Here is a 14,981-nt window from a genome sequence, read left to right on the forward strand (position 1 = left end):
ACCGCAGGCGAGCCCCCGGCACCCCCGCCTTCACCGCTCAGCCGGTCGGGTCCGCCGGATGCGGGGCCACCAGGGGCAGTTGGGAGGCCAGGCGTTGCTCGCACAGCTCGACCAGGCGGTCGTAGCCCGCCTTGCCCATCAGCTCGATCAGTTCGGGGCGGTAGGAGACGTAGACCGGGTCGCCGGCGCCGTGTGCCGAGGTCGCCGACGTGCACCACCAGTGCAGGTCGTGGCCGCCCGGGCCCCAGCCGCGCCGGTCGTACTCCCCGATGGACACCTGGAGGACGCGGGTGTCGTCGGGCCGGTCGATCCACTCGTACGTCCGCCGCACCGGGAGCTGCCAGCAGACGTCCGGCTTGGTCTCCAGCGGCTCGCGGCCCTCCCGCAGCGCCAGGATGTGCAGCGAGCAGCCCTGGCCGCCCGGGAAGCCGGGCCGGTTCTGGAAGATGCAGGAGCCCTCGAAGGGGCGGGTCTGCCGGTCGCCGTCCTCGTCCTCCGAGACCCAGCCGCCCCGGGTGCCCTCGGCGTGGTGCTGCCAGATGTCCGGCGTGAGCCGCGCCACGTGCTCCGCGACCCGCTGCTCGTCCTCCTCGTCGGAGAAGTGGGCGCCCAGGGTGCAGCAGCCGTCGTCCGCCCGGCCCGCCCGGATGCCCTGGCAGCCGCTGCCGAAGATGCAGTTCCACCGGGAGGTCAGCCATGTCAGATCGCAGCGGAAGACCTGCTCGTCGTCCGCCGGATCCGGGAACTCCACCCACGCGCGCGCGAAGTCGAGGCCCTTCTCGTCCTCCTTCAGAGCCTTCATGGCCTTCCGCGACTGCTTCGGCGGCTTCACCCGCGAAGGACCGTCGGCAGAAACGGCCGTTTTGTCGTCCTTCACCTTTTTCGTCTTTGGCACGCGTCCAGGGTAAGTCGCCCGAGGCCCCTCCGGAGACAGTCGAACGCCCTGCTGGCAGTAGCGTTCCCTACATGAGACTCGGTGTCCTCGACGTGGGATCGAACACGGTGCACCTGCTGGTGGTGGACGCGCACCCCGGCGCACGCCCTCTGCCCGCGCACTCGCACAAGGCGGAACTGCGTCTTGCCCAACTCCTCGACGAGGCCGGGGCGATCGGTCCCGAGGGCGTCGAGAAACTCGTCTCGGTCGTCAAGGACGCGCTCCAGGCCGCCGAGGACAAGGGCGTCGAGAACCTGCTGCCGTTCGCCACCTCCGCCGTCCGCGAGGCCGGCAACGCCGACGACGTCCTCGCGCGCGTGCGGGCCGAGACCGGCGTCGAGCTCCAGGTCCTCACCGGCGCCGAGGAGGCACGTCTCACCTTCCTCGCCGCCCGCCGCTGGTTCGGCTGGTCGGCGGGCAAGCTCCTGGTCCTCGACATCGGCGGCGGCTCCCTGGAGATCGCCTACGGCATCGACGAGGAACCGGACGCGGCGGTCTCCCTGCCGCTGGGCGCGGGCCGCCTCACGGCGGGCTGGCTCCCCGGCGACCCCCCGGCCCCCGATGACGTCCGGGCCCTGCGACGGCACGTGCGCGCCCAGATAGCGCGTACGGTCGGCGAGTTCGCCCGCTTCGGCGCCCCCGACCACGTGGTCGCCACCTCCAAGACCTTCAAGCAGCTCGCCCGGCTGGCCGGCGCGGCCCGTTCCGCCGAGGGCCTCTACGTCCAGCGCGAGCTCAAGCGCGAGTCCCTGGAGGCGTGGGTCCCGAGGCTTGCCGGGATGACGACGGAGCAGCGGGCGGAACTCCCGGGCGTCTCGGAGGGCAGGGCGAACCAGCTCCTGGCGGGCGCCCTGGTGGCCGAGGGCGCGATGGATCTGTTCGGCGTGGAAACGGTCGAGATCTGTCCGTGGGCGCTGAGGGAAGGCGTGATCCTGCGCAGACTCGACCACATGGGTTCCGCGCAGGGGATCTAGGGGCGCGGGCAGACGTGCGTGCGACCACAGCGCACCCGCACCCGCCCAGTGGCAAGCGCCACAACGGCGAGCGGGCGTTCCGTCCCACCCCGGCGGACGCCGTAGGCTGACGACCGTGGCAGAACCAGTCGTACGGATCCCGGATGCGAAGGTCGCCCTCTCGACGGCCTCCGTCTACCCGGAGTCGACGGCGACGGCCTTCGAGATCGCCGCGCGTCTCGGGTACGACGGCGTCGAGGTCATGGTGTGGACCGACCCGGTCAGCCAGGACATCGAGGCCCTGCGCCGCCTCTCCGACTATCACGGCATCCCCATACTCGCCGTGCACGCCCCCTGCCTGCTCATCACGCAGCGGGTGTGGTCCACCGACCCCTGGGTCAAGCTCCAGCGGGCCCGGGCGGCCGCCGAGAAACTGGGCGCGAGCACGGTCGTCGTGCACCCGCCGTTCCGCTGGCAGCGCCAGTACGCCCGTGACTTCGTCAGCGGCATCTGGCGCATGGCGAACGAGACGGACGTACGGTTCGCCGTCGAGAACATGTACCCCTGGCGCTACCGCGACCGCGAGATGCTCGCCTACGCCCCCGACTGGGACGTCACCAAGGACGACTACCGGCACTTCACGATCGACCTCAGCCACGCGGCCACCTCCCGGACCGACGCGATGCAGATGGTCGACCGGATGGGGGACCGGCTCGGCCACGTCCACCTCGCCGACGGCAAGGGCTCCGCGAAGGACGAGCACCTCGTGCCGGGGCGCGGCGACCAGCCCTGCGCCGAGCTCCTGGAGCGCCTCGCGCTGACCGGCTTCGACGGCCATGTCGTCATCGAGGTCAACACCCGCCGCGCGATGTCCGGCGCCGAACGCGAGGCCGACCTCGCCGAGGCCCTTGCCTTCGCCCGCCTCCACCTGGCCTCACCGGTGAAGGTGCCGCGGCGGTGAGGGGGAGGGCGGGCGTGCGGGTGGCTGCGGGGGCCGGGAGCGGATCCGGTGCGCGGGTGGCTGCGGGGGCGGGCAGTGGGCCTGGTGTGCGGGTGGCTTTGGTGACCGGTAGCGGGCCTGGCGTGCGGTCGGCTTTGGTGGCCGGCACCGGGCCCGGCGGGCGGATGTCCCGCGTGCCCGGGAGCCGGACAGCGGCGCAGGTGTCTCCCGCCCTCGAGAACCGGCCGCCGGCCACCGCACCCCACGCCACCGCACCCCGCACCGCCCTCGAGAACCGGCCGCCGGCCACCGCGCCCCGCGCCTCGGCACCCCGCACCGCCCACAAGGTGCCGCGCCCATGAACGACGTCACCGCGCGGAAACGTGGTCGGCCCCGGCGTACCGAGTCCGACGGGGCCGGTACCCGTGACCGGATCCTGCTCGCCGCCCGGGAGGAGTTCTCCGAGCGGGGCTACGAGAAGACGTCCGTGCGCGGGATCGCCAAGGCCGCGGGCGTGGACTCGGCCCTGGTCCACCACTACTTCGGCACCAAGGAGCAGGTCTTCGAGGCGGCCGTGGAGGTCGCCGCCGCGCCCGCCCTGAGCGCGCCCGACGCGGTCGCCGAGGGGCCCGTGGAGGACGTCGGGGAGCGCCTGACCCGGTTCATCTTCGGCGTCTGGGAGAACCCCGCGACGCGCATGCCGCTGCTGGCGATCGTCCGCTCCGCCGTGACCAACGAGACCGCGGCCACCGTCTTCCGCCGCCTCGTCGCCTCCCAGCTGCTGCGCCGCATCGCCGACCAGCTGGACCTGCCGGACGCCGAGCTGCGGGCGGAACTCGCGGCCGCGCAGCTCGTCGGGACGGCCATGCTGCGGTACGTGATCAAGGCGGAGCCACTGGCGTCCACGGACATCGAGCAGATCATCGCGCGGGTGGCCCCGGTGGTGCAGGGCCACCTGACCGGGCCCTGACCCCGAGACGGGCGTCCCGCATTCCGGACACCTTGTCCCGCCCCCTGGATGACCGGCGTACGCTCAATAGCAGCCAGAACTGTCTGAAGGAGCGAGCGACGATGCCCGAGCTGAGGTCCCGCACAGTCACCCACGGCCGCAACATGGCGGGCGCCCGCGCCCTTATGCGCGCCTCCGGTGTACCCGGTGCGGACATCGGCCGCAAGCCGATCATCGCGGTCGCGAACTCCTTCACGGAGTTCGTGCCGGGCCACACCCACCTCCAGCCGGTCGGCCGGATCGTCTCCGAGGCGATCGTGGCGGCGGGCGGCATCCCGCGGGAGTTCAACACCATCGCCGTCGACGACGGCATCGCGATGGGACACGGCGGGATGCTCTACAGCCTCCCCTCCCGCGACCTGATCGCGGACTCCGTCGAGTACATGGTCGAGGCCCACTGCGCCGACGCCCTGATCTGCATCTCCAACTGCGACAAGATCACCCCGGGCATGCTCAACGCCGCGCTGCGGCTCAACATCCCCACGGTCTTCGTCTCCGGCGGCCCGATGGAGTCCGGCCGCGCGACCCTCGTCGACGGCACGGTCCGCACCCTCGACCTGGTCGACGCGATGTCCGACGCGGTGAACGAGAAGATCTCCGACGAGGACATGCTCCGCATCGAGGAGAACGCCTGTCCGACCTGCGGCAGCTGCTCCGGCATGTTCACGGCCAACTCGATGAACTGCCTGACGGAGGCCATCGGCCTCTCGCTCCCCGGCAACGGCTCGACCCTCGCCACCCACACGGCCCGCAAACAGCTCTACGTCGACGCGGCCGAGACGGTCATGGACATCACCCGCCGCTACTACGAGCAGGACGACGAGACGGTCCTGCCGCGCAGCGTCGCCTCCTTCGCCGCGTTCGAGAACGCCATGGCCCTCGACATCGCCATGGGCGGCTCCACCAACACGATCCTGCACCTGCTGGCGGCCGCCCAGGAGGCCGGCGTCCCCTTCGGCCTGGCCGAGATCGACGCGGTCTCCCGCCGCGTCCCCTGCCTCGCGAAGGTCGCCCCGAACGTGGCGAAGAACCGCACGTACTACATGGAGGACGTGCACCGCGCCGGCGGCATCCCCGCCCTCCTCGGCGAACTGCACCGCGCGGGCCTGCTCAACGAGGACGTGCACTCGGTCCACAGCCCCTCCCTCGCGGACTGGCTCAAGACCTGGGACGTGCGCGGCGGTTCGCCCTCCCCGAAGGCCCTCGAACTGTGGCACGCGGCTCCCGGCTGCGTCCGTTCCGCCGAGGCCTTCTCCCAGTCGGAGCGCTGGGACTCCCTGGACGAGGACGCCGCCGAGGGTTGCATCCGCAGCGTCGAGCACGCCTACTCCAAGGACGGCGGCCTGGCGGTCCTCAAGGGCAACCTCGCGGTCGACGGCTGTGTCGTGAAGACGGCCGGCGTCGACGAGTCGATCTGGACGTTCGAGGGTCCCGCGGTCGTCTGCGAGTCGCAGGAGGAGGCCGTCCAGAAGATCCTCACCCAGCAGGTCAAGGAGGGCGACGTCGTCGTCATCCGCTACGAGGGTCCCAAGGGCGGCCCCGGCATGCAGGAGATGCTCTACCCGACCTCGTACCTGAAGGGCCGCGGCCTCGGCAAGGCCTGCGCCCTGGTCACCGACGGCCGCTTCTCCGGCGGCACCTCCGGCCTGTCCATCGGACACGCGTCCCCGGAGGCGGCGGCGGGCGGCACCATCGCCCTCGTCGAGGACGGCGACCGCATCCGCATCGACATCCCGGGCCGCACGATCGAGCTCCTGGTCGACGACGCCGAACTCGCGCGCCGCGAGGCGGCTCTGGGCGGCGTGTACGCCCCGAAGAACCGTGAGCGCAAGGTGTCGGCGGCACTGCGGGCCTACGCCGCGATGGCCACCAGCGCGGACAAGGGCGCGGTGCGGGACGTGTCGAAGCTGGGCTGAGCCTCGTCTGCCGGGGGCCGTCCCTTCGGGGACCCGCCCCTTCGGCACGCTCACGTCACCGGCCCGTGCGTCACCAGCCCGAAGGCTTGCGGGCGTCCACGGCGAAGACGGTGCCGTCGGGGGCGGTGGCGTAGACGTGGTGGGCGGCGAGGACGGGCCGGGGCAGCGCGCCCGCGATCGTGCCCGAGTTCGAGCCGAGGCGCGCCGGGGTCTGCCCGACGAGCGATCCCTTGCCGGCGTCGACGGCGAGCAGCCGTCCGTCGGCGGCGGTGAAGTACACGTGGCGGCCGTCGGCGACCGGGACGGAACCACGGCTCACGGACGTCTCCAGGTTCCACAGGCGCTTGCCCGCCTCCGTGTCCACGGCGTCCAGGGCCCCGCTCATCGCCAGTACGTAGACCACGTTCCCGTACACCGCGGCCTGGGCGTCGGGACGGGCCACCGGGAGCTTCACCCGGTGCGTCGCCCTGGACGCCGGGGTGTAGCGGACGACGGCGTCCGTGTCGCCGTACAGGTTGTTCGTGGAGAGGAAGAAGACGGATCCGTCGTGCGAGCCGACGGGAGTCAGGTTTCCGCTCAGCCGTCTGTCCCAGCGGACGGCCCCGGTGGCCGGATCCACCGCGGTGACCCGGGTGCTCGAGGCGTCGTCGGAGACGTTCGTCGTGTACGCCAACGGGTCCCCGGCGAACGAGACGAAGGCCGGCATCGGCTGCCCCGGTATCCGTATGCTCCACCTGGTGTCGCCCGTCGTGGCGTCCACGCCGGTGACCGACCCGTCGAGGAGGGTCAGCAGGAGCGTTCCCCCCGCGACCTGCATGGCGTTGTGCGCGGGCAGGACCCGCCGCCAACGCGCCTTGCCCGAGGCGGGATCGAGAGCCTCCAGGCGCTCTTCGTCCACCATCGGCTGTACGAGACCGCCCCCGACGACCGGTGGACTGCTCTGCTTCGACTCGGCGACGGCGTGCCGCCACAGCAGGGTGCCGTCGGACGGATCGAGGGCGAACACCGTGCCGGACTGCGCACAGATCAACTGACTCGTCCCGTACGAGCATTGGGCCGCACCCGGGGCCTTGGGCACCGGCTTCACCGCCCAGCCGGCGAACGCCGAACCCGTGGCCGTGGGATCGTCGCCACCCCGTGCCGCGGAGCCGCCGCCGTCGCCCAGCCACTGGAGGGAGACGAAGACGCCGGCCAGGACGAGGACGACCGCCACGGAGGCGAGGACCGCCTTTCTCGACGGACGCCTCCGGGGCGCCGCCTCCTCCTTCGGCTCGGGCCTCGGCACCTCACCCGTGCGCTGCGCCGGTATGAACGCCTGCGTGTCGTACGAGGCCGCCACCGACCGCAGTTCCCGCATCAACTCGTCCGGAGTCGGCCGGTCCTCGGGCTCCTTCGCGAGACAGCGCATGATGAGCGGCGCGAGATTCGCCGGCACGCCGGTCAGGTCCGGCTCGTCGTGCACGACCTGGTAGGCGACCACGTAAGGGCTGTCCGAGTCGAAAGGCCCGCGTCCGGTCGCCGCATGGACCATCACGGACCCGAGCGCGAAGACGTCCGCGGCGGGCCCGACCTCCCGGGGACGCCGGAACTGCTCGGGCGCCATGAACGGGGGAGTCCCGATCAACTTCCCCGTCTCGGTGCGCAGTTCACTGTCCTTTGGCCGGGAAATGCCGAAGTCGATGACCTTCGGCCCGTCCTCGGCGAGCAGCACGTTGCTCGGCTTGAGGTCCCGGTGGACCACCCCGACCCGATGGATGTCCCGCAGCGCCTCCGCGAGCCCGGCCATCAGCCGACGCAACTCGGCAGGCGCCATGGGACCGTTCCGCTTCACCTCGTCGGAGAGCGTGGGTCCGGGGATGAACAGCGTGGCCATCCACGGCCGTTCGGCATCGGGATCGGCGTCGACGACGGACGCGGTGAACGCCCCGCTCACCTTCCGCGCCGCCGCCACCTCCTGCCGGAAACGCCCCCTGAACTCGGGATCCCTGGCGAACTCGGCATGCACGATCTTCACCGCGAGCTTCATCCCCGAGGTGCTGCGCGCGACATGCACGACGCCCATCCCGCCGGACCCGAGGAATGACTCCAGCCGGTAGTGACCGGCGTACTCAGGAAGTTCCGCTTCCGCGCCCGCTCCGGTGTTGCTCTGTGGCGCCATGGAACCACCCCCGTGCTGATCGTCCGCGCGCGCGACGCACGGAGCCTAGTCGATGACTCCTTCGGGACAGAGGAGGCTTGCTAGTCTCCGAGTGCGAGTTGCGTACATGTGTTTCATGGCGTGATTCAGGGGAATCAACGGGACCCCATGGCAGTCATGGGGAGCAACGGGGGAGGACTTTCATGTCTGTTGACCACTTGGGGGAGGCCGGGGGCGTCGAGGAGACCGCGGCCCTGACGGCGTCGGTCCGCTACTACTCGATCGCGCCCGGAGTCCGCCTCAACGTCCGCAGCGGCCCCGGCACGAACTACAGCCTGATCCGGGTGCTGCCCGAGGGCTCCAAGGTGCCGATCTACTGCCAGACCCCGGGCACATCCGTGTCCGGCCCGTACGGCACCAGCAACATCTGGGACAACATCAGCAACGGTCAGTACGTCTCCGACGCCTACGTGCTCACCGGCAGCGACGGCTACGTCGCCGACCGCTGCTCCTGACGCCGACCGGGGGGTACCTCATGACAGCCCTGAAGCGCAGATCCGTCATGCTCTCGGGCCTCGCCTGCGCCTTCCTCATGGTGGGCGCCGCCCACGCCGAGGCCGTCTACTACTACGACACCGCCCCTGGCGTGCGCCTGAACGTCCGACGCGGTCCCGGAACGCAGTACGGCATCGTCCGTGTCCTGCCGGAGGGAGCGAAGGTGGCGATCTTCTGCCAAACGCCGGGTGAGACGGTGTCCGGCTACTACGGCACGTCGAACATCTGGGACAACATCGCCAACGGCGAGTTCGTCTCGGACACCTACGTCAAAACCGGCAGTGACGGCTACGTGGCCTCCCGCTGCGGCTGAGCCCGGAGGGAGCCCGCCCCCGTCCCGGAGCCATAATCGTCCCGTGAGCGACGAACCCGGCCCCCAGGACACCGCGGGCTCCCCAGCCGGCACCCCCCACCCCGAGCCGATCCGTTTCTTCGGCACCACCTGGGTGAACCACGACAACGGCTACGCCCTCCGCCGTGCAGGCGTCGCCGTCGGCTCCCTCGCCGCCGCCGTGGCCTCCTGCCTGGTCCTCCGCTTCGCCTACGAGGGCCTCCAGATCGCCGACACCGACAGCTTCGTGACCCTCCTCGTCATCGTGATGTTTGCGATCTGCAGCGCGCTGGCCTTCCGCACCACCTGGGACGGCTTCGGCAAGCGCCTCGACCCCGACCGCCAGGCCTCCCTCCGCGGCCTGCTCGCCATCGGGTTCGTCGGGTCCCTCCTCGCCTACTTCTTCCGGTCCCTCACGGAGGCCCCGGGCGAGAAGCTGCACCGCCAGGAGTACGAGGCCGCCCTGCGGGAGCACGAGAAGCGCGGCGCCCGCCGTACGGGGAACCCGGCGAAGAAGAAACGCCGCCGCTGAGCTCCACCGGTCAGCCCCAGCCGGTGTCATCGTCGGCGCACCCCGCAGCCGTGGCACCCGCCGGCCGCCCTCTCACCGAAAACACATCGTCGCCCGCGCCCCCTACGGCCACCATGGCCTCATGGCCGCCTCCTTCCACACCGCCCGAGCCCACTCCTTCAACGCCGCCGCAGCCCAGTACGCCGCCAACCGCCCCTCCTACCCGCCTGCCCTCTTCGACACCATCGAGGAACTCGCCGGCCGTCCCCTCACCGGAGCCCGGGTCGCCGACATCGGGGCCGGCACCGGCATAGCCACCGCGCTGCTGCACGCCCGGGGCGCCGAGGTCCTCGCGGTCGAACCCGGCGACGGCATGGCCGAACAGTTCCGCCGCACCCACCCCCACTTCCCGATCATCAGGGGCGACGGCAACGACCTCCCCCTCCTCACCGACTCCACCGACCTCCTCACCTACGCCCAGTCCTGGCACTGGACCGACCCGGCCCGCGCGGTCCCGGAAGCCTGCCGCGTCCTGCGACCGGGCGGCGCGCTGGCCCTGTGGTGGAATACCTACGCCCTCGACATCCCCTGGATCGCCGGCCAGGTCGCCCGGGTCGCCGAGCACTTCAAGGACTACGGCGCCCACCCGGCCGTCGAGGTGAACGGCAACGGAGCCCGCGCCGCCCAGGCCGACCCCACCGGCCGCCTGGACTTCACGCACCGAGTGGTCCGCTGGAGCCGCCGCGTGCCCGTCGACACCCACCTCGCCAACATCGGCAGCCACTCCCTGTTCCTGGTCGCGGGCCAGGCACACACGGCCCACTTCCTCACCGAGGAGCGCCGCATCCTGCTCCAGCACTTCCCCGACGGCACCGTCGAGGAGACCTACGACGTCGAACTGCTCGTAGCCCTTAACACCTGACCCACCCCACAGGCCCGCCCACCCCACCTGCGTCCAGCATCGAGTGCAGCCGCAGGAACGGACATGCCCCAACACTCGTACGACGGCCCCGTGCGGTTTCGGCCCTGCTCGCCCCTCCTGATCGCGGGCAGGCCCACCGCAGCCCCGCCCGCCGTTCCCGGTCGGGGATGCACCCACCGGCTACCCCGCCCACTCTCCCCGGGTCGCGGTCCCCCCCGCGGGCCGCCGCCCCCGGTCGCTGTCCCGCCGCCTAACCACCTAACTGTCCGGCGGCCGTCCGACCGCCCCATCACTGCACAGCTCCGGATGCAGCCCTCCCGGGCCCCGACCCCGACCCTGCCACCCCCCTCCGCGCCTCCGCCCCTCCGCGCCCCCGCCCCCGATCCGCTTGACGCCTCGGACCCCCAGGAGGATTATTCATCGCATGATGAATAAAGAGCCCGGGTCACCCATAGACAACACGGACCCAGGACCCACCACCCCCGCCGTCCACGCCGACGGCCTCACCGTCGTCCGAGGCCCCCGAACCGTCCTGCGCGACCTCGCCTTCGACGTCCCACGCGGCCAGATCACCGGCCTCCTCGGCCCCTCCGGTTGCGGCAAGTCCACCCTGATGCGCTCGATCGTCGGAACCCAGGCCAAGGTCACCGGCACCCTCGACGTCCTCGGCCGACCCGCCGGCCACCCCACCCTGCGCACCCGCATCGGCTACGTCACCCAGGCCCCCTCCGTCTACGACGACCTGACCGTCCGCCAGAACCTGGACTACTTCGCCGCGATCCTCGCCCCCGGCCGCGCCGCCGCCGACCGTCGCCACTCCGACGTCACCCGTGCCATCGACGACGTCGACCTCGCCACCCACGCCGACTCCCTCGCGGGCAACCTCTCCGGCGGCCAGCGCAGCCGCGTCTCCCTCGCCGTCGCCCTCCTCGGCACCCCCGAACTCCTCGTCCTCGACGAACCCACCGTCGGACTCGACCCCGTCCTGCGCCGCGACCTCTGGCACCTCTTCCACGACATCGCCGCCCGCCGCGGCGCCACCCTCCTCATCTCCTCCCACGTCATGGACGAGGCCGAGCGCTGCCACCGCCTCCTCCTGATGCGCCAGGGCGAGATCCTCGCCGACGACACCCCCGAAGCCCTCCGCACCCGCACCCACTCCGACACGGTCGAGGAAGCCTTCCTCCACCTGGTCGACGAGGCCGTCGAGGCAAGCCGCACCAAGGAGCACACGCGATGACCACGACCACGCCGAGCCTCACCCCGGCCCCCACCAGCGGCCTCAGCCTCTCCCGCACCACCGCCACCGCGGCCCGGGTCCTGCGCCAGCTCCGCCACGACCCGCGCACCATCGCGATGATGATCCTGATCCCGTGCCTGATGCTGTTCCTGCTGCGCTACGTCTTCGACGGCAGCCCGCGCACCTTCGACAGCATCGGCGCCTCCCTCCTCGGGATCTTCCCGTTGATCACGATGTTCCTGGTCACCTCCATCGCCACCCTGCGCGAACGCACCTCCGGCACCCTCGAACGCCTCCTCGCCATGCCCCTCGGCAAAGGCGACCTCATCGCCGGCTACGCCCTCGCCTTCGGCACCCTCGCGATCATCCAGTCCGCCCTGGCCACCGGCCTCGCCGTCTGGTTCCTCGGCCTCGACGTCATCGGCAGCCCCTGGCTCCTGCTGCTGGTCGCCCTCCTCGACGCCCTGCTCGGCACCGCCCTCGGTCTGTTCGTCTCGGCCTTCGCGGCCTCCGAGTTCCAGGCCGTCCAGTTCATGCCGGCCGTGATCTTCCCCCAGCTCCTCCTCTGCGGCCTCTTCACCCCGCGCGACAACATGCACCCCGTCCTGGAGGCCGTCTCCGACGTCCTGCCCATGTCCTACGCCGTCGACGGCATGAACGAGGTCCTCAGGCACACCGACATGACAGCGACCTTCGTCCGCGACGCCCTGATCGTGGCGGGCTGCGCCCTGCTGGTCCTCGGCCTGGGAGCGGCGACACTGAGGCGCAGGACCGCATAGGGCCGTCCAGGCGCAGCCACCGACGACCCCATGTCCCGCCCACCGGACACCCGCCCTGTACTCCCCGGGCCGGTGCCAGACTGAACCGCATGAGCCAGAAAGTCGCAGTCCTCGGCACCGGCAAGATCGGCGAAGCCCTGCTCAGCGGAATGATCCGCGCCGGCTGGGCCCCGGCCGACCTCCTGGTCACCGCCCGCCGCCCCGAGCGAGCCGAGGAACTCCGCAGCCGCTACGGAGTCACCCCGGTCAGCAACCCGGAGGCCGCCAAGACCGCCGACACCCTGATCCTCACGGTCAAGCCGCAGGACATGGGCGCCCTCCTCGACGAACTCGCCCCGCACGTCCCGGCCGACCGCCTCGTCATCAGCGGCGCAGCCGGCATCCCCACCTCCTTCTTCGAGGAGCGCCTCGCCACCGGCACCCCGGTCGTCCGCGTCATGACCAACACCCCGGCCCTGGTCGACGAGGCCATGTCCGTCATCTCAGCCGGCACCCACGCCACCGCCGACCACCTCGCCCACACCGAGGAGATCTTCGGTGCCGTCGGCAAGACGCTCCGCGTCCCCGAGTCCCAGCAGGACGCCTGCACCGCCCTGTCCGGCTCCGGACCGGCCTACTTCTTCTACCTGGTCGAAGCCATGACTGACGCCGGCATCCTGCTCGGCCTGCCCCGCGACAAGGCCCACGACCTGATCGTCCAGTCCGCGATCGGCGCCGCCACGATGCTCCGCGACAGCGGCGAACACCCGGTCAAGCTCCGCGAGAACGTCACGTCCCCCGCGGGCACCACCATCAACGCCATCCGCGAACTCGAGAACCACGGCGTACGGGCCGCACTCATCGCCGCTCTCGAAGCCGCCCGCGACCGCAGCCGCGCACTGGCCTCCGGCAAGAAGGACTGACACCGACCGGGGGCGGCGGCCATCGAGGAAGCCACCACCCCTCGGTGGCAACCCCGAGAGCGAAGCCGCCCCCGCGTCTACCGAGCAGCCCTCAGGACGGCACCACGGTCGTCCGCCCCGCTATGCCCAGCCGCCGTGTCCGAAGCGGCCGGCAGCAGCCCGATCGCGCGATAAGCGGCATCCACGGTCGGCCGCGCCATCGCCCGCGCTCTCTCCGCGCCATCCCGCAGCACCCCCTCCACATAGCCAGGATCCGCGCACAACTCCTTGTGCCTCTCCTGCACGGGCCTCAAGACCTCGACCACGGCCTCGGCGGTGTCCTTCTTCAAGGCGCCGTACGACTCATATACACCGCTCAGCTCCGATGGGTTCCCACCCGTGCAGGACGCGAGGATCTCCAGCAGATTCGCCAGGCCCGGCCGGGCCTCCCGGTCGTACACGACGTCCCGACCGCTGTCGGTCACAGCTCGCATGACCTTCTTCCGCACGACATCGGGCTCGTCGAGCAGATAGACGATCCCCGGCCCGGAGTCGTCGGACTTCCCCATCTTCGACGAGGGCTCCTGAAGGTTCATGACCCGCGCCCCCACACTGGGCACGGTGGCCCGCGGCACCACGAACGTGTACCCGTACCGCTGGTTGAACCGCACCGCCAGATCCCGCGTCAGCTCCACATGCTGCGCCTGGTCGTCCCCGACCGGCACCTCGTCGGCCCCGTACGCCAGGATGTCGGCGGCCATCAGCACGGGATACGTGAGCAGCGACAGCCGCACACTCCCGCCCCGCGTCCGCTCCCGGGCCGACTTCTCCTTGTACTGGATCATCCGCCGCATCTCGCCGTCCGTCGCCACGCACTCCAGCACGTACGACAACCGCGCGTGCTCGTCCACATGGCTCTGCACGAACACCGTGCACAACTCCGGATCCAGCCCCGCCGCGAGCAACAGCGTCGCCGCCTGCCGGCTCAGCCGACGCACCCGCGCCGGATCGTGGTCGACGGTCAGGGCGTGCAGGTCGACGATGCAGAACAGCGACTCCGCCCGGTGCTGGTCGACCGCGGCCCACTGCCGCATGGCTCCCAGGTAGTTCCCCAGCGTCAGATGCCCCGTTGGCTTGACCCCGCTGAAGACCCGCGTCATCTCTCCACCTCCTGGTCGAGACCGCCGTCCCCGGCCGGCCGACCCCCAGGAGTTCTGGAGGGGGATACGCGAACGGCCGCCGAGGCGGCGGCCGTTGAGTGCATACGTGCTTACGGCCGCCGTCAGGCGGCCCACCAGAGCTGGGTGCACGTACGCGTTGTCATGCCTGCCAGCGTACGCCTGCAAGGAGCCGTCCGGACCTGAGTTGACACTCCCCAGCCCGGTACGTACTGTTCTCCGAGTTGTCCGACGTGAGCGCCGACTCCGGTCGGTCCCCGGACAGCCATTCCGCAGGTACCAGCCAACTAACGACGACAGTCGCTCTGTCTGCCGTCGCTGTATTGGCGTGCGTATTCGCGAAATGAGGAATCACGTTCGAAAGGACGGCGGCCCCCGATTAGCTCGGGAGCCGGGAATCCGCTAAAGTCTCACTCGTCGGAACGGCCCAACAGCCGGGAAGGCAAGCCCCTCTGACTGGGAATCAGGCCCGAAAAGATCTGATAGAGTCGGAACCGCCGGAAAGGGAAACGCGGAAGCGGGAACCTGGAAAGCACCGAGGAAATCGGAACCGGAAACGGTCTGATAGAGTCGGAAACGCAAGACCGAAGGGAAGCGCCTGGAGGAAAGCCCGAGAGGGTGAGTACAAAGGAAGCGTCCGTTCCTTGAGAACTCAACAGCGTGCCAAAAATCAACGCCAGATATGTTGATACCCC

At 70.9% G+C, this 14,981-nt stretch carries 14 protein-coding genes; 11 read left to right on the forward strand and 3 right to left on the reverse strand.

The genetic code is table 11. The features are described 5' to 3' along the window. Positions 1 to 37: 37 nt before the first annotated feature. A complete protein-coding gene (locus ACIQJT_RS18910) occupies positions 38 to 895 on the reverse strand; it encodes a hypothetical protein (RefSeq protein WP_402644730.1) in 858 nt (285 codons plus the stop codon). 71 nt (positions 896 to 966) lie between these two features. Between ACIQJT_RS18910 and ACIQJT_RS18915 the strand changes: the two genes are divergently transcribed. From ACIQJT_RS18915 to ilvD, 4 genes are all read left to right on the forward strand, one after another. Beyond that, positions 967 to 1,908: a Ppx/GppA phosphatase family protein gene (locus tag ACIQJT_RS18915; RefSeq protein ID WP_365461202.1), complete on the forward strand. Its 942-nt coding sequence runs from the start codon at positions 967 to 969 to the stop codon at positions 1,906 to 1,908. Between the two features lie 115 nt (positions 1,909 to 2,023). Beyond that, positions 2,024 to 2,848 (forward strand): sugar phosphate isomerase/epimerase, encoded by an 825-nt coding sequence (locus ACIQJT_RS18920; RefSeq protein WP_365461204.1) that lies wholly within the window; start codon positions 2,024 to 2,026, stop codon positions 2,846 to 2,848. A 337-nt stretch (positions 2,849 to 3,185) separates the two neighbouring features. Continuing rightward, positions 3,186 to 3,797 (forward strand): TetR family transcriptional regulator, encoded by a 612-nt coding sequence (locus tag ACIQJT_RS18925; RefSeq protein ID WP_402644734.1) that lies wholly within the window; start codon positions 3,186 to 3,188, stop codon positions 3,795 to 3,797. A 101-nt stretch (positions 3,798 to 3,898) separates the two neighbouring features. Further along, positions 3,899 to 5,752: a dihydroxy-acid dehydratase gene (ilvD, locus tag ACIQJT_RS18930; RefSeq protein WP_402644736.1), complete on the forward strand. Its 1,854-nt coding sequence runs from the start codon at positions 3,899 to 3,901 to the stop codon at positions 5,750 to 5,752. 70 nt (positions 5,753 to 5,822) lie between these two features. Here the strand turns inward: ilvD and ACIQJT_RS18935 are convergent, their stop codons facing one another. Next, positions 5,823 to 7,910, reverse strand: coding sequence for a serine/threonine-protein kinase (locus ACIQJT_RS18935; protein WP_402644739.1), 2,088 nt, complete (start codon positions 7,908 to 7,910; stop codon positions 5,823 to 5,825). 182 nt (positions 7,911 to 8,092) lie between these two features. On the opposite strand from ACIQJT_RS18935, the gene ACIQJT_RS18940 reads away from it, so the two are divergent. The 7 genes from ACIQJT_RS18940 (at position 8,093) to proC (ending at position 13,129) form a co-directional block, all read left to right on the forward strand. Continuing rightward, positions 8,093 to 8,404, forward strand: a complete 312-nt coding sequence (locus tag ACIQJT_RS18940; protein WP_402644742.1) for an SH3 domain-containing protein — start codon at positions 8,093 to 8,095, stop codon at positions 8,402 to 8,404. 47 nt (positions 8,405 to 8,451) lie between these two features. Further along, the gene (locus tag ACIQJT_RS18945; protein WP_402644812.1) at positions 8,452 to 8,757 is read left to right on the forward strand and encodes an SH3 domain-containing protein; all 306 of its coding nucleotides are present in this window, start codon (positions 8,452 to 8,454) and stop codon (positions 8,755 to 8,757) included. Between the two features lie 43 nt (positions 8,758 to 8,800). Further along, positions 8,801 to 9,307, forward strand: coding sequence for an EamA/RhaT family transporter (locus ACIQJT_RS18950; RefSeq protein WP_402644744.1), 507 nt, complete (start codon positions 8,801 to 8,803; stop codon positions 9,305 to 9,307). Between the two features lie 121 nt (positions 9,308 to 9,428). Further along, complete coding sequence (locus tag ACIQJT_RS18955; protein ID WP_402644747.1) at positions 9,429 to 10,208, forward strand: class I SAM-dependent methyltransferase; 780 nt, start codon at positions 9,429 to 9,431, stop codon at positions 10,206 to 10,208. Positions 10,209 to 10,632: 424 nt separating this feature from the next. Continuing rightward, a complete protein-coding gene (locus ACIQJT_RS18960) occupies positions 10,633 to 11,448 on the forward strand; it encodes an ABC transporter ATP-binding protein (protein ID WP_402644750.1) in 816 nt (271 codons plus the stop codon). Then, complete coding sequence (locus ACIQJT_RS18965; RefSeq protein ID WP_402644753.1) at positions 11,445 to 12,227, forward strand: ABC transporter permease; 783 nt, start codon at positions 11,445 to 11,447, stop codon at positions 12,225 to 12,227. Before ACIQJT_RS18960 ends, ACIQJT_RS18965 begins: the two co-directional genes overlap by 4 nt. Positions 12,228 to 12,316: 89 nt before the next feature. After that, the gene (proC, locus tag ACIQJT_RS18970) at positions 12,317 to 13,129 is read left to right on the forward strand and encodes a pyrroline-5-carboxylate reductase (protein ID WP_053852563.1); all 813 of its coding nucleotides are present in this window, start codon (positions 12,317 to 12,319) and stop codon (positions 13,127 to 13,129) included. 77 nt (positions 13,130 to 13,206) lie between these two features. Here the strand turns inward: proC and trpS are convergent, their stop codons facing one another. Further along, on the reverse strand, positions 13,207 to 14,268 hold the full coding sequence (trpS, locus tag ACIQJT_RS18975) for a tryptophan--tRNA ligase (RefSeq protein ID WP_402644757.1): 1,062 nt from the start codon (positions 14,266 to 14,268) through the stop codon (positions 13,207 to 13,209). Between the last annotated feature and the right edge of the window lie 713 nt (positions 14,269 to 14,981).

Origin of the sequence: Streptomyces sp. NPDC091972, assembly GCF_044756385.1 — a bacterium.
Lineage (GTDB): Bacteria > Actinomycetota > Actinomycetes > Streptomycetales > Streptomycetaceae > Streptomyces.